The sequence below is a fragment of the Bacteroidota bacterium genome, from assembly GCA_016713925.1.
Lineage (GTDB): Bacteria > Bacteroidota > Bacteroidia > AKYH767-A > OLB10 > JAJTFW01.
The window spans coordinates 1,245,957-1,267,260 of sequence record JADJOH010000002.1 but is presented as its reverse complement, the minus strand read 5'-3'; the positions used below and the strand labels follow the sequence as shown (position 1 = coordinate 1,267,260).

Here is a 21,304-nt window from a genome sequence, read left to right as displayed (position 1 = left end):
TAAGGTCGGGGCAGGCGGATGCGAGGAGAGAGAGAAGTTTGTCGGTTACAGAGGTGTCGCCCCTACAGGGCTAGTACATCGAAGAAGGGGCAGCCAACTTGCCCGGGAATTGCAGTTTGTTAAAGAGATCACCTACAGGGCTAGTACATCGAAGAAGGGGCAGCCAACTTGCCCGGGAATTGCAGTTTGTTAAAGAGATCACCTACAGGGCTAGTACATCAAAGAGGGGGCAGCCAACTTGCCCGGGAATTGCAGTTTGTTACAGAGATCACCTACAGGGCTAGTACATCGAAGAAGGGGTAGCCAACTTGCCCGGGAATTGCAGTTTATTTAAGAGATCACCTTTAGTTTTGATATTTGCAAATTGGTTTTCATCGTGAGGAATGCATCCCGATTGTCAATAACTCCAACCATTTTTTTGGAAAATTGCGAAATTTTCATGCATTTAGCGTTAAATCAATGCTTTTTAGGCCGAATTCTTTGAAAATTGTAGTTTACTTATTAACAATTATTTACGATCTTTGCCGCCCTATTTATTCAAAATGAAAAAGAAAAGCAGCCACAGCCGTGATGGTGCACGTGGCCCCAAAAATGACCGTTCCCGACCTGCGACAGGAAGAGGAAGAACCCCAAGAACCGGAGATGGAGAAAGCCGTCCCGCAAGAAGTGAAAAATCTTCCTCCTGGGATGATTATGATCGTGAAAATTCTACAAAACCTTCTACACGTTCAGAAGGGTCCGATCGAAGCAGTGAAAGAAGCACCGGTTCCCGTGAAGAGGGAAAGGGAATGTACCAGCGTCGTGAAGACAACGGCGACCGCCCTTCTTACCCAAGAAGAGATGATGGTGCAAGAGGAGAACGGAAATCATATGGAGACAGAGAAAAACGTCCTTACCAACGTCGTGAAGACAGCGGCGATCGTCCGGCTTTTCCAAGGAGAGATTCCGGTGATGGAGGCGAAAGAAAATCATACGGAGACAGAGAGAAACGTCCCTACCAACGTCGCGAAGACAGCGGCGATCGTCCGGCTTTTCCAAGAAGAGATTCCGGTGATGGAGGCGAAAGAAAATCATACGGAGACAGAGAGAAACGTCCTTATCAGCGTCGCGAAGACAGCGGCGATCGTCCATCCTTTCCAAGGAGAGATGATGGCGATAGCCGAGAAAGAAAATCATACGGCGACAGAGAGAAACGTCCTTACCAACGTCGCGAAGACAGCGGCGATCGTCCGGCTTTTCCAAGAAGAGATGATGGCGATAGAGGGGAAAGAAAATCATACGGTGACAGAGAGAAACGTCCTTACCAACGTCGCGAAGACAGTGGCGATCGTCCGGCTTTTCCAAGAAGAGATGATGGCGATAGCCGAGAAAGAAAGTCATACGGCGACAGAGAGAAACGTCCTTATCAACGTCGTGAAGACAGCGGCGATCGTCCATCCTTTCCAAGGAGAGATGACGGAGAAAGAGGGGAACGAAAATCATACGGCGACAGAGAGAAACGTCCCTACCAACGTCGCGAAGACAGCGGCGATCGTCCTTCCTTTCCTAGAAGAGATGATGGCGATAAAGGGGAGCGCAAATCATACGGCGACAGAGAAAAACGTCCTTATTCAAAAAGACCGGATGCGGAATCACGTCACAATCGCTTTGAAGAAAAACAATCCCGCGGACGTGGAGGATATAGTCGTGGAGGAGACCGTCGTTCGGCACCACGAAAACGCAATGCGAGTGAAGGTCCGGATCTGACAGGAGAAATTCGTCTGAACCGTTTTATTTCTATGGCCGGTATCGGTTCCAGACGTGAAGCAGATGATCTTATTACGGCAGGATTAATTTCCGTGAATGGAAATCTCGTCACGGAGCTGGGCAGCAAGGTGAAACCCGGTGATGATATCCGTTATAACGGTGAGCGTATACGAAATGAAAAACATGTTTATCTTTTACTCAATAAACCCAAAGACTATATCACCACTGCCGAAGATCCTAACGATCGTAAAACAGTAATGGAACTGATTGCAGGGGCTTGTCCGGAACGTGTGTATCCTGTAGGCCGCCTCGACCGCAATACCACAGGACTGTTGCTTTTCACCAACGATGGCGATCTGGCAAAGCATCTTACGCACCCCAGTTCACGAGTGAAGAAACTTTACCATGTGGAACTCGACAAAAATGTAAAGGTGGCGGATATCCGAAAACTTCAGGAAGGCATCGAACTCGAAGATGGTTTGACGAGTGTGGATGATATTTCCTTTGATGGTGATGGCAGCGATAAGAAAGTGGTGGGTGTAGAATTGCATTCCGGAAAGAACCGTGTCGTTCGACGTTTATTTGAAGCCCTCGGATACGATGTGAAGAAACTCGATCGTGTCGGTTTCGCCGGACTCACCAAGAAAGATTTACCGCGTGGTCGCTGGAGAATGCTCGACGAAAGAGAAGTTGGGTTTTTGAAGATGATGGGAACGGGAAAGAAGAAGTTTCTAGCGGATTAATTGCTACCGGCTTGCAGCTACCAGCTACCAGCTACCAGCTACCGGCTACCAGCTACTGGCTACCAGCTTCCGGCTGCCAGCTACCAGTTACCAGCTACTGGTCACCAGCTTTCGGCTGAGGGGGATATACTATATAAATAATGGTTTATATAGTATAGAAAAATATTAACTTAAGAAAAAAAGCCGGTGGCCGGAAGCCGGTAGCTCACAGCAAAATGCACTTTGCCAATATAAATTAGCTTCTTAAGAAAAAAGACCGGTAGCCGGTAGCTCGCAGTAAAAAGCACTTTGCCAATAAAAATTAGCTTCTTAAGAAAAAAGGCCGGTAGCCGGAAGCCGGTAGCTCGCAGCAAAAAGCACTTTGCCAATAAAAATTAGCTTCTTAAGAAAAAAGGCCGGTAGCCGGAAGCCGGTAGCTCGCAGCAAAAAGCTCTTTGCCAATATAAATTAGCTTCTTAAGAAAATTAAGCAGCCAGTAACCAGAAGCAAGCAGCAAAGGGCAGTTTATTACTGGCTTCTTACTTCTGACTTATGTCTTTTTTTGATCTACTGGATAAGCACAGTGTTGATTGCAAACGTTGCAAAGAGGAGAACCTAATTCTATTCGCAATCAGGTGCTCAATAGAAGAGATTTAGTATTTTCAAATTGATTTGAGCAAAAAAAGTGGTTAGTTTCGAAGAACAAAAAATCTTTACTTACCCATGTTTTTCAACAGTTTGCCTAGCTTTTAAATAAGTTTAACAGGCAATTAATTAAACTGAAACCAACAATAACACTTACCACGAGAATAAGTAAGTTTAAACTTTTAAAAAAAACTTTTTACCGACCCTTTTTTAAAAGCCTATTTTATTACCTTTGAATTTAAACCTATAGTTATGAGATATCTATTTTTAGTTTGTCTTCTTTGCAGTTCAATTTACACAAACGCGCAATACAACATAATATACGAAAATAGTTTTCGGAATTGGGCTACAGGTCAAGGCTGGGTCATGCTCAATAACGATACTATTCCGCAATCAGCAGGCATGATAACAAATTCGCTTTTCGGTGGAGTACCTGTTCCATTCTATCTTGAAATTTTCGACTATATGCTTGGTGTAGACCAAACATTAAGTGCAACAGATAAAATCATGATAACACCTCCACTTTTAATCGGCGACAGCACCTTTGTGAGGTATTATTCAAAATACAATTCTGGTAGTGAACTTTCTTTATGGGTGCTTCCCTTTCAGAATGACACGACCCTAAGTGGCTTAACAGACAGTCTGGGCAATAGCAGCTCAAATGGATTTAATGTTTATAATCTCTCCGCCTATTCCGGCGACACGGTAAGGCTGGCATTTCGCATCCGTGGTTTAATCACAAAAGGTTTTATTGATAATTTAATCGTATTAGACAAATACTCTCTGGCATGGGTTCCCGACTTAAACTTTCGCAATTATTTAAAAACTCAGATACCAACTGCATTTACAGGAGATAGTCTTGATTTTATTTCGCCATCTGTGATAAACATGGCACAAATCGTAAGTCCAAATTCACAAATCAATACACTTGAAGGACTTCAATATTTCGTCGGGTTAAAATATCTTAATGTCGCAAATAATTCAATTACTTACATACCACCGGATAAGCTCACATTCCTGGACTCGGCAAATGCAGAAAATAATTTTTTACCCATTTTCCCTGACGCACCATTATGTGTGAAGCTTAGATTGAATAATAATTTAATAAAAAACATCCCTGATTTATATAATTCTAGTTTGGATGTGCTTCAAATGAAGAATAATCTGTTATATGATTGCCTTACCTGCTCTAACAGATTTGTTCAGGCTGACCTGACTTCAAATATTTATACAACTCGTGAATGTACTTATTACAATGCTTATTTTACTCCTAATCCGGGTTCATTACCTCCTCCTGTTTGTGGATTAACAATGGGTAAAATTAAAGGAAAAGCTTATTATGATATCAACCAAAACAGTACTTACGATACGACAGATGTTTTACTACAAAATCAACATATAAATTTCGCACAAGGAACAGACCTTACTACGATGGCTAACGGTACTTATTTAATTAATGTTGATAGCGGACTGGTTAATATGAGTTTAACGGCTCTTCCTGCTGGATTTATATGCAATACGCCATTAATTGATACCATTAGCTCTCAAGAAGTAATTATACATGACTTTATTGTTTCTTCAACATCTAATTTCACAGATCTCTCTGTATCATTAAATGCTACCGGCACGACAAGACTCAATGAATCCCTTACACTTTCCATCAATGTAAAAAATATAGGAACTCAAACCGCTTCCGGTTATGTGAAAATGTTTATGCCTCCAGGTTACACTTTAATCAATCTTCAAAAAGGAAGTATCACTAACGATACGCTGACGTGGAATGTCAATGTGACACCTTTTAGAAGTGAAAACAATCTGATAACAATTAGAGTTGATTCATTTCCGATTAATCAGGAAACGCATTTTAATGCAAACCTTTCTATAGTAAATGATATTAATTTAACCAACAATACCGATACCGTAGGAGTAATGATTCGCGATAGTTTGGTGACAGTGAACCCTCCATTTGGATTTCCCTATGACCCCAATAACAAACTTGTTGATCAACCCATCGTGAGTCCGGGTTTTCAAGATTATCTGACTTATAATATCAATTTTGAAAATATCGGAACAGGAAATGCAAGCCGTGTAATGGTACGTGACTACCTATCTTCAAAACTTGATATAAGCACATTTGAATTGTTATCAACCTCCCACCCATGCATTGTTTCATTTGGGGCTGATAGCCTTATACAATTTCTTTTTGAACCAATAGTACTTACTCCAACCAGTATAGATTCTATTAATTCCCATGGGCATATATGGTTTAGAATTAAGCCAACAAATCCGGTTTACCTGAATGATACCATTTATAATTCAGCCGGGATTTATTTTGACTTGCAACCCCCTATACTTACCAATACAAGTATGGTGTATGCAGCTTCTTCTGGTGGCGTTCAATTTATTGTCAACAATGATACACTTTGTGGAAGTGGAAATGTCCAATTTAGAAATCAAAGCGGTGGGCAGCCATTATCTATTGAATGGCAATTCCCGGGAGGAAATCCCATTACATCCACGCTATCAAGTCCTATAGTGAATTATAATACGCCCGGTACGTATGATGTAATTCTAATTGCAAAATACGTAGGTTATAATGATACACTTTTTAAACCCTTTTTTATAAAGGTACATTCAGTTACACCGGCAACGATAATTTTAAATGGGAATGACTCTATATGTAAAGGAGATTCTGTGCTTCTGTCAGCCAGCCATCCAGGAACAGCTTATCAATGGTGGCAAACCAATCAAACAACTCCCTCTATTTATGCTTCCACTTCGGCATATTATCAACTAACGATTACAGATAGTAATGGTTGTAGATCACTGGCTCCTTACATTTACATAAATGTATTAGATCCTTCACCGGTCATTACGGGAATCGATACTTTTTGTAGTGGAACATCGACCTCTTTAACTACAGGATTATTTTCATCTTATCTATGGTCCAATGGTGCCACAACAAGAACTACAAGTGTCTCGAGTGCCGGACTCTATATCGTCACCGTCACAAATAGTTTTGGATGTACAGGTGTTGACAGCATTTATATGAGTCAATTAAATGCATTAAAACCGACGATTACAGGGCAAGATAGTATTTGCATTGGTTCTTCAACGCAGCTTTCAGCAGGGACAGGCTATCTGGGTTACTTATGGTCAACCGGTGCAAGTACTCCAAACATTACTGTAAATAATCCCGGGGCCTATATAGTTACTGTTACTGATTCCTTAGGATGTCAAAATAAAGACACCTTTCAACTCTCAAACATTGTATTGAACCCTTTAACTGCGAATGCGGATAGTATTTGTTCAGGGTCACAATTAATAATAGATGCCGGGGCCGGATATATTCAATATTTATGGAACACCGGTGATACTACACAACAAATCTTGGCATCTAGCCCTGGCTATTATTCGGTGACGGTAGAAGATGTTAACGGATGTACTGTAAAGGATAGTTTGTTTTTAACCCTAATCAGTCTACCGATTCCAATTATTTCAGGAAGTGACACTCTTTGTTCAGGGCTGCCATTAGCTGTGACTAATACTTACTCAAGTTATAGTTGGTCCAATGGAGGAACTGCAAATTCAATTTATCCCACTTCCTCCGGAATTTATAGTGTAACAGTTACCGATCAAAACGGTTGCACCGGATCTGCAAGCAAAAACGTCATTGTAATTAGTTCTCCTGTTCCAATAATCAGTGGAATCGATACTGTTTGTCTGGGAGAACCAGGATTATTAATCACAGGAACTTATTTATCCTATTTATGGTCGAATGGATCATCTCAACAATCGATCGATCCAACAATTGCAGGTAATTATTTTGTAACTGTGACTGACTTCAACGGATGTACGGGGATAGATAGTATTGAATTTGTTGTCTTGAACTTACCCAACCCGTTTATAACCGGAGATGATACTATTTGCATAGGGTCACAAACTCTTCTGGATGCAGGTGCCGGATTTATAAGTTATCAATGGTCTACGCAAGATAGTTCAAGTCAGATAGTAGTAAGTAATGCCGGCACCTATTGGGTCACTGTAATTGATTCATTTGGATGTACGATATCGGTGAGCCATCAGTTATTCACTTCCACTGTTGATACTTCAGTAACTATTACCGGATTTACTTTGTTGTCGCTTGCAAATACAGCATCCTGGCAATGGATGTACTGTGATAGTTCAATCATTAATGGTGCAAATGGTATTTCATTTACTGCAACACAAAATGGATCCTATGCTGTAATTGTTTCTGAAAACGGTTGTACAGATACTTCAAGTTGTTTTCCTGTTAACGTGACAGGTTTTGAAGATATTAAGTATGGAGTTGCGGTATTATATCCCAATCCAGCAACAACAGAGCTTAACTTGTCTGGAATTTCAAATCAAAAAATAAAATACATAAACATATATTCCTCCACTGGTCAATTAGTGAAAAATGTTTTGGTTGAAGAAATCAGCGACAATTTCAGAATCGACATTAGTCTGTTCTCCTCAGGTTTGTATTATCTTGATGTAAGATTAGAAAGTGAAAACAAGCGATTTAAATTTATAGTCCTACATGATGAATGATGCTTCTTTATTATTTCAACTTCAGTTAAAAGAATGATCTAAAACTTAATCTTATCCCTTAAATAAACAGTTACAATTAAATAATCACTTTTTAATACGATACCGGTCAACGTATTTTAAACTTTAACATGTCGGCTACCAGCTACCGGCTGCGGGCTTCCAGCTTCCAGGTTTCAGGCTGAGGGTATATACTATATAAATAATGGTTTATATAGTTTAGAAAAATATTATCTGAAGAAAAAAGCCGGTAGCTGGAAGCCGGTAGCTCGCAGCAAAATGCGCTTTACCAATATAAAGTAGCATCTGAAGAAAAAAAAGCATGTAGCCGGAGGCCCCTAGCTCGCAGCAAAAAGCTCTTTACCAATATAAATATTATCTTAAGGAAAGTTAATAAGGACAACCTCTTTTTTTTATTTCCTGAATCGAACTTCAGACAATAAGATGCAGCAAAAAATTTTACAAGTCGGAGTTTTTATTTGGTGACAACCATCAATTTTGTATCAATGCTTCTTCCATCGATTTCAAGAGAATAAACATAAGTCCCCTGGGCAAGTTCATTTGCCTGCACGAGTATTTGTCCCGGGCCGGATTGACGAATCGGATACTGTCTGATTAAGTTACCATTAATATCCCGGAGGCTGATGTTCGCGACTTTATCCTTGCCTGAAATCAGATAGTGTATTTGAGTTTCCCGGCTGGCAGGGTTGGGTTGGTTCTGAAAGAGACGATCTTCACTACCAACGGAGGGGGCAGCATATTTTTCACCAGCAGCATTACAAATATCGGCTATACATTGCTGAAGATCGTTCAATTGTTGTTGCATAGACGCCATCTTTGCATCTTTCATTTCATTTTGCTGACCCAGTTCTTTGATCGCATTCACTTGTGCGATTAGGATAGCATGGATATTGAGATTAAGGTATCCATCTTCGTCTTTATTTACACATTCAGGAAATATTTTCTGAACTTCCTGAGCAGTAAAACCGATGGCTTCTGCAGCCAAAACCTGCTCATCGAATGATCTGCCCTCTGCGTTTTTATAATGATACGTAAGCGGTTGAAGTTGCATGATTTCTTTCAAACCTTTAGTGTATGCGCCTTCAATATTTTTTAGTCTTGCATCTGAAACGATTGTCCAGGTAGAGGTGGAAGGTTTCCGCCCTTGATCCAAGCTCAGTTCCAACTGACCACCAGGAGCGAGTTTACCAATGCCCAACCTGTTCTGAATGAAAACATTTCCATTTCCAAAATAACCGGCCCATGCTGTATCTCCTCCTGTAGCTGTTCCATAAATACCAATTCTTCTTCCGGAAATGAGAGATCCCGGACTTCCATTGTTAGCTACTCCATACACGCCGTACCTATTGCCAAACTCTCCACGACCTTCTCCATAAACCCCATATCCATCTTCTGTTGATGCTGCACCTTCAGCCTGTCCTCTTACTCCAATTTTTGAAGCCAATCCCTCCACACCCACAGAATAGCCGTTTACTCCTGTAGGAAGTACTTGTCCAATCAGCGCTGTAGCTTCTCCTGTACCAGCAAATCTTCCTGCCGGAAAGCCGGTAATAGTTTGTTGAACTTCTAATTTAAAGGAAGGTGTTGAAGTTCCAATACCCACATTTCCACTCTTCAAAACAACCATGGCATTGCTTGGCGAACCTTGAGTTCCATTTCCAATAGTGAATAATCGGTCAAAGGGGTCAAATCCGCCAGGATCGTTAGGGGTGTAACTGGTATTATTTGATCCTATAGTCGTTTCACAAAAAGTTGGCGCGCCTGTCCGGTAACCCAATGCAGTAGAGAAATCCCCTCCGGCATTGGAGTAGGAGCCTGTTGCCACTGCGGATTGACCCGAAGCCGAACAATGGTCCCCTGCAACAAATGTGTTATTACCGAACGCAAGGTTTGTAAATCCCAATGCTGAGGAATAGTTGCCCGAGGCGAGGTTATTGTGTCCGAAGGCTACAGATCCAATTCCGGGACTATCCCATTGACCTGATGATACAGATCCGGCTCTGAACGCGGCAAGAGAAGGTACCCACATCATACGAGTACCGGCTCCTGTAGTTGGTGTGGTTCCGCTACTGCCATCAAAAAGAACGGAGCCATTGACCTGAAATTTTGATTTTGGATTTGATGTACCTATTCCGATCCTTCCCCCCGACGAGGTGATAACCATTCGCGTGGAGTTATTTGTCTTAAAATAAAGGTTTTTTGCATCGGTTGTTCCGATGAAATTTGTTCCCGGAACAGTCCCGGAATTTCCGGTCAGAGACCATTGTGCCTGCGCCATCTGAAATCCGAAGGTTCCGGCAAAGATGGCCAATAGAGTAAATTTTTTCATTGTTTGAGGGTTGGTTTAAACTAAGAAGTTGTGAAATAATACCCCCAAGATATTTATTTAATCTATTCCGTGCAAGTAATTTATGATGAAATGATCATCAACATCCAACTTTTAAACCTTTAAGTAAAGGAATGATCAGGAGAATGATAAAAGTTATGCCCCTTTTTTGTAATCGGAAATAATTTGCAGAAAGCAGCACTTTCTTTAACGCATTCGTTTTTCCTCAATGAATCAAACTTTTGTCATAATTTGAGGTATGGAAGGGGTTTACCCGACCAGCATATTATTTCCCTCTATTTTTGCACGGCAGGTAAACCATTCCGTTCAAGGTTGCGTTAGTTTGCTTGAAACCCCAAAATAAACATCGATCCATTTCACCCTCTAAATCGTTATGTCACCATCCATCCGCTTACTTCTATTAAACTTCTGCTTCATTACATCACTGCTTCATGCCCAGCAACTTCCGCAACAATGGCTGCGTAGTTTCAAGGCTCAGGGGAAAAATTCTGATCGCATCGCGGCAATCGTGACCGATGCAAATGATAATGTTTTTGTCGCCGGTTATGCAGGGAACCACCACGGTGCTGCCGATGCATTTGCAATGAAAAGAGATGCGCTGGGAGATACCCTTTGGGTGTATTATTACGATGCCGGAGGTAACAGGGAAGATTATGCAACGGATATCGTTGTGGATGCAGGCGGAAATGCATACATCACCGGAAGATCGGAAAGTATTAACGCGTATAATTTTGAATGTTTCACCGCAAAAATAGATCCTTCCGGAACGCAATTATGGGTTACACGTTATCCTGCCGTGTCGCCTAACCAAAGTTACGGTAATGCATTAACGGTAGATGCGAATGGTAACGTATATGTTGCCGGTTATACCGATCCGGCTTCTGCAAGCAAAGATTGGCTGGTGGTTAAATACAATTCATCAGGAGTACAGCAATGGGCAGATGTGCTGAATGGGCCGGGAGGTGGAGATGATGAAGCACTGGATATCGCCCTGGATGCGAATGGAAATCCAACAGTGTGTGGCTTTTCCTATTCGGCAAATGTCTCCGGCGGGATAAATATTTTTGTAAAACAATATACCCCTTCCGGTGCAACGATCTGGACCGATACGTATACCAACCCTACATTTTTAGGAAACGATGAAGCAAAGGGACTTGGATTTTCTTCAAGCGGGGATTTATTTGTAGGTGGAGAAACGAGGAACGCAGCCGGTTTTAACAGAGATGGAATTGCATTGAAGTATAATGCAGCAGGGGTGCGTCAGTGGGCCACCATCTATTCCGACGCCACCACTACCGGTGATGAATATGTGAACAGAGTGGCTGTTGATGATTCCGGAAATACCTATTTAACCGGTACTGACTATCAGAATGGTTTTGTGACAAGAATTAATTTTGATGGCACACAGGGCTGGAGAAAAAAGTGGATTGGACCTCTGTCCAACGGTTATGATGTTTTTCATGCGATCACTGTAGATAATAACGGTGGCGTCTATGTGACAGGGAGAGGAGTATATGCCGGTCCGGATTATTACGGCAATGGAGGCACCGCCAACCAGATTGTCGTAAAGTATTCGTCGGGTGGTGATTCACTCTGGACCTATCGCAGTCAGGATACGCTCAATCCCTCCATGGGTTTGGCAATAACTGCCCGAAACGGAAAAATTTTCGCCGGAGGATTTAAAACGGATACGGCGTACGTGGATGAAAATTTATATACACAGATCATCGCTACCAATGGTAGTACGGTGAATGAGTGGGGTTATAGCGGTACAGGAGATGCCATTACCCGTGGACAGGTAGTTCGCACCGATGCGCAGAACAATGTGTATTGCGCCGCTACTGTGGATAGGTTATATGCCAACGGACTTGATGTCGCAGTGATAAAATATGATCCGGCCGGAAATTTACTATGGGAGCGCTATTATACTACCCGTGGCTGGAACAACGATACTTTGACACATATGGAATTGGATCCTTCCGGAAATATTCTCATGTGTATTTCTTCAGATACCGGCTTGCTTAAAAATAATTACAGAATGTCGCTGGTGAAACTCGACCAGAACGGTGTATTTCTTGATACAGCCTGGTACCTTCCTGCACCCTTAGGAAGTACACTGGCCACTTCTATGCTGGTGCGTAACGATGGCAGTGTGGTGCTGGGTGCGCTTTCTAATATCAATGGAGGTGTGCTTGCTTATTTCGATAATGCGTTAACGTTACAATGGTCGGCGAAGATCGATTCGACACAATTTGCGGTAACAAAGGTGAACAGTCTTGCCTCTTTTCCCAATGGAGATATTGCTGTTGGAGGATTTGTGCAAACCGGAAGTGGAACAACAGGCAAAGGAGTCGTGCAGCGCTTTACTCCCAGTGGGGCACGGTTATGGACAACCGACATTGACTCAGCCGGTGTGTACGATGAAATTCGTGGGATTACTGTGAATGCTTCAGGAAATGTGGCAGCAACCGGTGCTTCCGGTGGGATCACCACTTTTACTGCGATGCTCGCGGTTTTGGATGGAACTACGGGACAGCTCACATGGAGGCAGATCTACAACCCGAATACCAGCAATGAATACGGATTGAAAGTGGAGTTCACTCCTGCCGGAAATGTGGTGTACATCTGCCGCGGCTGGACCGGATTTGTAGCGAGATACACGACCGTACAATACAGTGGAACCGGCACCTTTCAATGGGCTACTGTCTACAACCAAACCGCCAGTGACCGCGAGCCGTTAGAGTTACTCGTAGAGCCCAACAACCGTGTCGTGACTGCAGGCTGGTGGATCGATGCGACCTCCTCCAATCTGAATTACGTACTGGTAGGCTATAACAGCAGCGGTGTGCAGCAATTTTTAAATACCTATTCCAACACCACCAGCGGCACTTCCAACCCCGATCAGTTGCGATCACTCACCCGCGACAGCCAGGGAAATTTCATCGTTACCGGAGAAAGTGCCTTTGACTTTTACAACAACTTCCTCTTCAAAATGGTGACCATTAAGTACGGGAACAGTGCGGTGGGAGTGGAGGAGATGGGTGCCATCAATCAAGATAATGTTTATGTATATCCTAATCCCTCTTCTGACGGGGTATTTTATATTGTAGATGCAATAGGCAACTCCGCCATTGTTTCAGGGTCAGTGATGGATATTCAAGGTAAGGAAGTAGCACGATTTTTTCCTGAGCAGTCAATAGTTCATATTGGTGACAAAGCTCCAGGGATGTATTTACTTAGATATATCAGAAGTAATGGTTCCATAGGGACTGTTAAATTGATCAAGTAGTTTGAAGTATTGCCTATAATCAACTTGTTTTTGATACCTTGCAAGGTAATTTAGGGTGTGATATTCTTTATCCTTTATTGGTACCGTTGTTTTCATAAAATTATAGTAGAATTGAATCGACATTTTATTTATATTTGTTGATAGAGATCGTTATTTAAATAACATTTCCGTAACAGAGTATGAAGATTCTTTCAAATAGTTAAAGATTAAATATTATTTGTATTGATTTTAACATTACCCACCCCCCCCCCCCCATAAAATAATAGATATGAAATACGTCAGGTTATTATTATTCACCTTCATTTTGCTAGCTACTGAAAAGACAGAGGCACAGCTTTTGGGTACACATTGGACGAAGGAGTTTCGTGGTCAAGGTCGTGGAGAGGATTATCTTGCTTGTCAAGTAATGGATTCAATTGGTAATATATATCTAGCGGGTTCTTCCCAATCCGATAAAGGGATGTATAAAATTTTGATTGTTAAAACAAACATTTATGGAGATACATTGTGGACATATTATGTAAAAGGAGCTACAACAGATGATAATGTGGAGGATATGTTAATTGGGCCGGACGGTAATTTATATTTGACAGGATCTTCGTATTCAAAAGTAGATCAAGCATACAGTTTTATTACCTTAAAATTTGATACCAGTGGATCTCTTTTGTGGGGGAGCAATTATGGTGTTACTATTTCAATGCCTTATGACGATTTTAGACCTAATAAAATTTTAGTAGATAATTTATCAAATATTTATGTTTCCGGGTCTAAAAATTCTCACATTGGGATTATTATTAAGTATAGTGCATCCGGGCAATTGTTATGGGAGAAGGATGATTTAGGGTTAGACGGGGATCCATATATAAGTGATATGCAATTTTCTAAAAACGGACACCTTACAGTATGTGGCAATTTTTATTCCAACAGTAATTCAAAGTATATATATTTTGTCAATCAATATCATTCCGGCAACTCATCATTATTGTGGAGTGATACTATACAAGGGACTCAACAATCAAATGCTAGAAAAATGAAAGTTCTCAATGATGGTCAATTGATAGTGTCCGGACAAATATCTTCCCTGTTATCAGGAGCGGTTTATATGGCTGTTAAGTATGATACCCTCGGTAATCGTCTTTGGACCTGTAATACATTAAACAATGGTTTTAATTCAGTGAATTTAAGTAAACCTGATATGGCAATTGATGATTCAGGAAATATTTACATTGCAGGCTATGATCCATATTTAAATGGAAAGGCAATTTTATCGAGGATTAATTATGATGGGACACAAAGTTGGAGGCGAGATTGGGATGTTCCATCAGGAAATGGAGATGAGGTTTTTAATAAAATAGTACTAGATAGCAGTGGTGGTGTTTATGTGACAGGATGGGGAATTTTTCCAGGACCAAACTATGAGAATACTGGAGGAATTCCTAATCAAATTGTGGTTAAATATACTACTTCAGGGGATTCTTTGTGGACCATCAGACCAAAAGACACGCTAAATGTTTCAAGAGGAATAACAATAAATATTTTCAATGAAAAAATCATAGCATCCGGAACTTCTTCTGAAATAGCTAATAGAAATCCCAACTTTTTTCTCAATACGCTCGACACCTCAGGTATGGCAATTTCAGAGTGGATTTATAATGGTGAAGGTGATGTGAAGGTCGACAGCTCCAAGATAATATTTGATGCAAACAACAATGTGTATGTAGCCGCAACTATTGAGCGTTATGGAAATGAAGGGAAGGATGTTGTAATTATAAAGTATGATCCCTGGGGGAATGAGATATGGAATAGGTATTATTCATCACCAGGTACAAATAATGATACACTTACTTGTTTTGATATTGATTCCACTGGTAATCTTGTCTTAATGATTTCATCAGATTCCCTTCGAACCAGAAAACGTTATAATCTATCTATAGTGAGAATGAATGTTCAAGGAAATTTTCTTGATACAACATGGATCACACTTTCTTCATATGATAATGTAATCGCAGTAAAGAATTACTGTCTGCCTAATGGAAACTATATTGTAGGAGCAAATTCTACAAACCTTAGAGGAGTTATATTTCGGATGGATACAGTAGGAAATATAATATGGTTAAATCAAGTTGATACGAATGCACTGGTCATAAGTTATATTACAAAAATGATCCAATGTGACAATGGTGAAATAGGACTAACAGGTTATGCCCAACAAGGGTCATATATTGATAGAATGGGATTTGTTCAGAAAATTTCTGCATCCGGAATAAAGTTATGGTACACATTAGTTGATTCTATAAATGTAGGTGAGGCTTTTTCGGATTTGGCAGAACATTCAGATGGAAATATTGCCGTTACAGGTTATTGTGGAAATTCTTCAAGCGTGGCATTGATTTGTAAATTGGATGGTCAAAGTGGAGCATTAATTTGGAGAACAGTTTATAAACCCAATTCATATGTGGATTATGGAAGGCAAATCGGATTTCTAAGTAGTGGTAAAATACTGGTCGTAACTCAAGGGGCGGGTGTTTTAGCAAATCCTAAACTTAATGTGGTTTGTTTTGATTCTACCGGAGTCCCTTTATGGACAAATATTTCAGTAAATGCACACTCAGCAGAGCTTTTTATAGCAGGAGATGACTTGATAACATTAGGAGGAAGAGTATCCGTTGGACTCAGATTTTTTGGTTTAGATAGTTCGGGAACTATATTGTTTAATAATATATTATATAATACTTTAACTGCTGGCGAATGCATAACTGATATAAATTTAGATTATGCTAAAAAGTTTTACACGACTGGTTTTTTTTCGGATTCCTATACAGGACAATACATAGGATTCCCCAACTGTTCAAGAATAATAACAACGAAATATCAAGGTGTTTTTGTTGGTTTGAATGAAGTGTCAGGAGTTAAAAATGGTGATATCTACGCCTATCCGAACCCATCCTCCAATGGCCGCTTTACCCTCGTGGATGCTTCCGGTAAATCACCCATCACCCGCGGTCGCGTTTTCGATAGCAGTGGAAAAATGATCAGCACACTTGATCTCATCAGCCAGGAAATCAATCTTAGCGGTTTCCCTATCGGCCTCTACCTCCTCCAATACGAACGCAACAATCTCCCTTCCGGCACTGTGAAGTTAATGGTGGAATAGGAACTGCAATTACCCTATCCATTTCTCAAACTAAATAAACAGCATTCTGATAGTTCCATAAGAGTGACATGGACATAGCGATGTGATTAAAGCTACATCGTAGCGTTATCAAACAATTGGATCGGTTAACAAAAAAGCAAGCAGCTAGTAGCAAGCAGTCGCGAGGCTCTTACTCTCCGAAGGAGACTTTCGCTCGCGATAGGGAGCGACGTTTACAACAGCGAGCATGGCCTCGTTGCCTCCTTACCAGCAGCAAAAACACCATTTGCAATTAAATTTGTCACCTGCATAAAATTAAGTGATATTCGAGAAAGTATTATTCAGACTCCCCTTTCATTTTCTTCCATACCCTTTCCATATCCTTCTCCGTTACTATCCCGCATAATTTCCCATCTTTCAAAACAGGCAAACAGGAGATTTGTTCCCGGATCATTAATTGCATCGCTTCCATTACTGTTGTTCCCGGTACAATGAAGTGAAATTTTCGGATCATGATTTGCCCGGCAGTCATCGCGGGATCAATATTTCCCTCCGCCACGTGACGTTTAAGATGTGTCGTGGTTATCAAACCTATTAATTCACCCCGTTGGTTTTCGACCGGTACATGATGGATGTTTTTCCACTCCATCATTCTCGCCACCAACTCTGCGGGATCATCTTCCCTGACACTCAAAATATCCGTATTCATACATTCTTCGGCCATTCTGATACGTGAAGTCTGATTGGTGGTAGGCCGCGTGATATTCCATTCGGCTACAGGATGTCCTTGCTGTTGTTTTTCGTAGAGTATGGCCGTTAGTTCCAGTTGAGCTTCAACGGGCTCATGGTTATTCTTTAATTCTCTGAATTGTTTCACCTGCCAGCGACTGCCTGTCTGTAAGGTTTCAGCGCGTGTACGGATGGTCTTCATTAGATCGGAAGCTTCATGCGGAGTACAACCGGATTGCAGTAATCCCTGCTCTGCTATAGGGAGTAAATCATTTAAAATAATATTCCTGGCAGGTTGGAATCGTCCGTTCCATTTCAGCTCCGTGTTGATACCATAACGGGCCGCCTTCACGAAATTCTCTTTTACTTCTGTGAAATCAAGTTTGTTTTGTAATTTCCGGTAGTGGTCCGGTAATCCCTGCATCAACCCTACCCAGAATGCCGCATTGGCGATTTCATCTTCAGGGGTGGGACCGGAAGGAATATACCGGCATTCGATGCGTAAGTGTGGCTTGCCATTGGTGATACCATAGCAGGGCCGGTTCCATTTCCAGATGGTGCCATTGTGGAGTTGGAAGGCGCGCAACTTTGGTGCAATTCCATTTTTGATCAACTCAAAGGAATCTTCCGTATCGCCGGTCAGGATCATCGGGAAACGGGCGATGTCATCCTTGATCAGTTCGGTAACAGAACCTAACACCCATGCATTACCGAAATTAACTCTTGGCTTTCGTTGACGAAGATCGTTGGTTTTGGTGCGTACATCCAGACTCTGTTGAAAAAGTGCAATGCGTGTTTCCGCCCAGAGTTCTTTACCGAAGAGAAGGGGTGAGTTAGTACAGATAGATAAGACCGGTCCTGAAATCAGTTGCGCCCAATTGTACATGTCGGCAAAATCATAGGGATTAATCTGCAGATGCACTTGAAAACTCGTATTACAGGCTTCAAGTAGTATATTATTATGACGCATCAGCAACTCATCATTTCCCTGAATGTCAACATCAAAATCACTGTCGCGCATTTCCCGCAGAATTCTGTCGAGGGCGTAATAGCGGGGCTTTGGTGTGAGGTAAGATAAATCCAGTTCTCTTGGTGTAATAGAGGGGAGTATCCCACATAATAGTACTTTATTGCCGAAGGGAGCAGCGTATACATTCGCATCAGCCAGTAAACTTTTGAGGTTTGCTTCCATCGCTGCAAAAGCTCCTGATTTCAGCACCATCGGATCCAGATTTATTTCAAGGTTGTAGCGGGCGAGTTCAGTTGTGAAATGCGGGTCGGATATGGTTTTTAATATTTCCGGTCCATCCATCGATGGACGGTAATTATAATCGACCAGACAGAGTTCCTGCTCCGCCCCGATGCGGGTGATATCTCTTTCCATCCATCCTTCTGCCAGCATATATTCCATGGCATCCAGATCTTTTAAAAGATGATGTATGAACTTGTTTTTGGCTGCTATAGAGAGGTCTCTGTTTACTTTTTGTTCGCCCATGATGGTAGAAATTAGAAGGTAAAAATTAATTGTAAGATGGTGATTGTTTCCTGTTTAAAGTCCATTATGTATATGATATTCATCATTTTAATACAGACTATGGATGATGTATGGTTTTGTTGAAGAGAAAAAAGTGACGGGTAAGCGTCGAACCGGATTTAGTAAAGTTTCTTAAGGAAATTTCCTTGAAAGATGAGATATGAATTTTTGTTCCGATTATTTCTTTATTTTTAGTTCCTCCCTATACGCTAATACCAATTCCGAACATCAACGGTAAAGAAATACCGGTAAGATAAATCTAGTAATATGAAAAAAATTCTCCTCCTTGTTCTCCTTTATTTCTTTGGTGTTAAGTCCTCCTCAGCACAATTCCTATCTTCTTTTCAACTCGTCGCAACTTATAATTTTGCCCAGATAGATTCTATATATTTGGCGAACGGGATTCCTACTTTCATTTTTCCGAAACGTTTTAATGTGAATGTTTATAGAATCATCTACAATACCGTCAGTTATGATAGCACAGCAACCATTGCCTCCGGAGCACTTTTATTACCTCTGAATCCACCGTGTAACTTACCATTGATCAGTTATCAGCACGGTACCGAAACAGTAAAATTAAACGTCCCTTCATATCTGGGAGGCGAGTTAATGGTGGGCGTAGCTATGGCCACTGATGGTTATGCAGCTTCGTTACCTGATTATCTGGGTTTGGGAGATAGTCCGGTTCCTATTCATCCATATCTTCATTCACAGTCGGAAGCAACAGCTACAATTGATATGTTGCGCGCTTCACGGGAGCTGATAGACAGCCTTGGTTTCGGATTGAATGGCCAGTTATTCCTTGCCGGTTATTCTTTGGGAGCACATGCTACGATGGCAGCGCAACGGCTGATGGAAGAACAGTTCCCTCAGGAATTTTCAATTACCGCCTCCTTGCCAATGTCTGGCCCCTATGATTTATCCGGATCACAGGCACGGGTAATTGAAGTAGATAGTGTTTACGCTTCCTCTGTTTATTTACCGTATATCATTTTTTCATACGATCAGGTGTATAATTTATGGGCGGAAGACAGCAGTGTTTTTACCAGTCCTTATGATACGTCTCTGCGTCCTTTGTTCAATGGTCTAAACGATCTCACAGTGATCAATAGTCAGTTACCCGCGATACCGAATGATATTTTAAATCCTCTGTTGCTGGATTCTTTCATAAATGATACCAACCATTATGTAAGGCAAGCCCTAAGAGAAAATGATCTCACCGACTGGATGCCGGTTTCACCTACAAAGATCATGTATTGTACTGCCGATGAACAAGTGGTGTATCAGAATTCCATCGTTGCGTATAATAAATTTATTCAGAATGGATCTACTTCTGTGCAGCTGATTAATGCCGGTCCTTTCACACATGCAAATTGTGCAACAAATACATTCATCAATGGAAAGGCATGGTTTGATACGTTGCGGACGGATTATATTGTATCCGATATCACAGTAATAGATGCAACCAGTTCCACTTCAAATGATGGACAGATTGCGGTGAATATTATAGGTGGTGTTCCTCCGTATACCATTACCTGGAGCAATGGCGCTACTACCAATCCCAATATTGGACTTTCTTCCGGATTTTATATACTAACGGTGACGGATAGTACAGGATGTGCAAGAATTGATTCTATTCAGGTAGGGCCGGCGACTGGAATCTTTTCACTGCAGGGAACTGATAAAATTGTAGCGTATTATCCTAATCCGGTTTCAGATATAGTGACAGTAAAAGTTATTTCACCTAACGGTGGCAACATAACCGTTACGATATTTGATATTCATGGCCGGATTCTTTTTACAGAAGTAATGAATGGTGAAAAGAAAATTGATGTCCATGAATTTTCAAAAGGAATGTATTTTATTCAGGCCAGGCGAGCACAGGGAGGAGTGATGAACGGAAGATTGATTGTAGAGTAGTACATAGCGAAATACATTGTAGGTGGACGAACATAAATCATTTGGCAGGGATAGTTGTTGTTTGATCCCGTTTTCCGGAGATTTTGCCTGAGGGAACATCAGGTGGTTTCTTGCTACCAGACTAAAATCCAAATTACTGATGAGATTGCGATTTACCTTTATTAAAAGTTATCGTACCCTTTTTGACCGGAGCGAAAGCATTTTCTGAGAATTCAGAGTGATTTTTACCATTTTGAATCTATAAGGCAGGGCAACTGTTCATATAGTCCTTTGTCATTTACAAACCAAAACAGCCGTTTACAAAGCGAATTCCCACACTTATAAATTAGTAGATACACCTGCCTTTTTAGCGTGGTACATTTGATTCATCAAACAATAAAACGTTAATCGCTAAAAGAGAACGCCATGAAACCTTTAAAACAATATTCCCGCAAACACGATCAAAGCAACAAATATGCTTTACGTCTGGCCAACTTAAAAGTAAGCCGATTGCTGCCAATTCTGGAGAATTCAATGGCGCTGATAGCTATCCTGATCTTTGTCTACTTTAATATTCAGAATATCGGGCTATTATAATCGTATTGCACTTCGCCTTCTGACTAGCTATCCAGCGAAACAAGAAAGGCTTAAAGAAAAGATACTTTAA

Annotated in this window: 8 protein-coding genes; 6 read left to right on the top strand and 2 right to left on the bottom strand. The window is 41.2% G+C overall.

Annotation, left to right across the window (positions count from 1 at the left end; genetic code table 11):
• Positions 1-788 precede the first annotated feature (788 nt).
• Positions 789-2,489 carry a pseudouridine synthase gene (locus IPJ86_04940; protein MBK7886659.1) on the top strand — a complete coding sequence of 567 codons (1,701 nt, stop codon included), beginning with the start codon at positions 789-791 and terminating at the stop codon, positions 2,487-2,489.
• An 876-nt stretch (positions 2,490-3,365) separates the two neighbouring features.
• Positions 3,366-7,688: a T9SS type A sorting domain-containing protein gene (locus tag IPJ86_04935; GenBank protein ID MBK7886658.1), complete on the top strand. Its 4,323-nt coding sequence runs from the start codon at positions 3,366-3,368 to the stop codon at positions 7,686-7,688.
• A gap of 472 nt (positions 7,689-8,160) precedes the next feature.
• Here IPJ86_04935 and IPJ86_04930 read toward each other — a convergent pair whose 3' ends face one another.
• Entirely contained in the window at positions 8,161-10,035 is a 1,875-nt protein-coding gene (locus IPJ86_04930) for a tail fiber domain-containing protein (GenBank protein MBK7886657.1), read from the bottom strand.
• A gap of 391 nt (positions 10,036-10,426) precedes the next feature.
• Between IPJ86_04930 and IPJ86_04925 the strand changes: the two genes are divergently transcribed.
• Both IPJ86_04925 and IPJ86_04920 read left to right on the top strand, forming a co-directional pair.
• Positions 10,427-13,342, top strand: a complete 2,916-nt coding sequence (locus IPJ86_04925; protein ID MBK7886656.1) for an SBBP repeat-containing protein — start codon at positions 10,427-10,429, stop codon at positions 13,340-13,342.
• Positions 13,343-13,646: 304 nt separating this feature from the next.
• Entirely contained in the window at positions 13,647-16,496 is a 2,850-nt protein-coding gene (locus IPJ86_04920; GenBank protein ID MBK7886655.1) for a T9SS type A sorting domain-containing protein, read from the top strand.
• 316 nt (positions 16,497-16,812) lie between these two features.
• Here the strand turns inward: IPJ86_04920 and IPJ86_04915 are convergent, their stop codons facing one another.
• Positions 16,813-18,699 (bottom strand): CBS domain-containing protein, encoded by a 1,887-nt coding sequence (locus IPJ86_04915; protein MBK7886654.1) that lies wholly within the window; start codon positions 18,697-18,699, stop codon positions 16,813-16,815.
• 306 nt (positions 18,700-19,005) lie between these two features.
• On the opposite strand from IPJ86_04915, the gene IPJ86_04910 reads away from it, so the two are divergent.
• Positions 19,006-20,658 (top strand): T9SS type A sorting domain-containing protein, encoded by a 1,653-nt coding sequence (locus IPJ86_04910; GenBank protein MBK7886653.1) that lies wholly within the window; start codon positions 19,006-19,008, stop codon positions 20,656-20,658.
• Positions 20,659-21,063: 405 nt separating this feature from the next.
• Positions 21,064-21,234: a hypothetical protein gene (locus IPJ86_04905; GenBank protein MBK7886652.1), complete on the top strand. Its 171-nt coding sequence runs from the start codon at positions 21,064-21,066 to the stop codon at positions 21,232-21,234.
• The last annotated feature ends 70 nt before the right edge of the window (positions 21,235-21,304 follow it).

What these genes read in the sequence shown, in the direction of transcription:
- IPJ86_04935 (MBK7886658.1), top strand. Translation starts at nt 3,366, where the DNA reads ATGAGATATCTATTTTTAGTTTGTCTTCTTTGCAGTTCAATTTACACA.
- IPJ86_04905 (MBK7886652.1), top strand. Translation starts at nt 21,064, where the DNA reads ATGAAACCTTTAAAACAATATTCCCGCAAACACGATCAAAGCAACAAA.
- IPJ86_04910 (MBK7886653.1), top strand. Translation starts at nt 19,006, where the DNA reads ATGAAAAAAATTCTCCTCCTTGTTCTCCTTTATTTCTTTGGTGTTAAG.
- IPJ86_04915 (MBK7886654.1), bottom strand. Translation starts at nt 18,699, where the DNA reads ATGGGCGAACAAAAAGTAAACAGAGACCTCTCTATAGCAGCCAAAAAC.
- IPJ86_04940 (MBK7886659.1), top strand. Translation starts at nt 789, where the DNA reads ATGTACCAGCGTCGTGAAGACAACGGCGACCGCCCTTCTTACCCAAGA.
- IPJ86_04930 (MBK7886657.1), bottom strand. Translation starts at nt 10,035, where the DNA reads ATGAAAAAATTTACTCTATTGGCCATCTTTGCCGGAACCTTCGGATTT.
- IPJ86_04925 (MBK7886656.1), top strand. Translation starts at nt 10,427, where the DNA reads ATGTCACCATCCATCCGCTTACTTCTATTAAACTTCTGCTTCATTACA.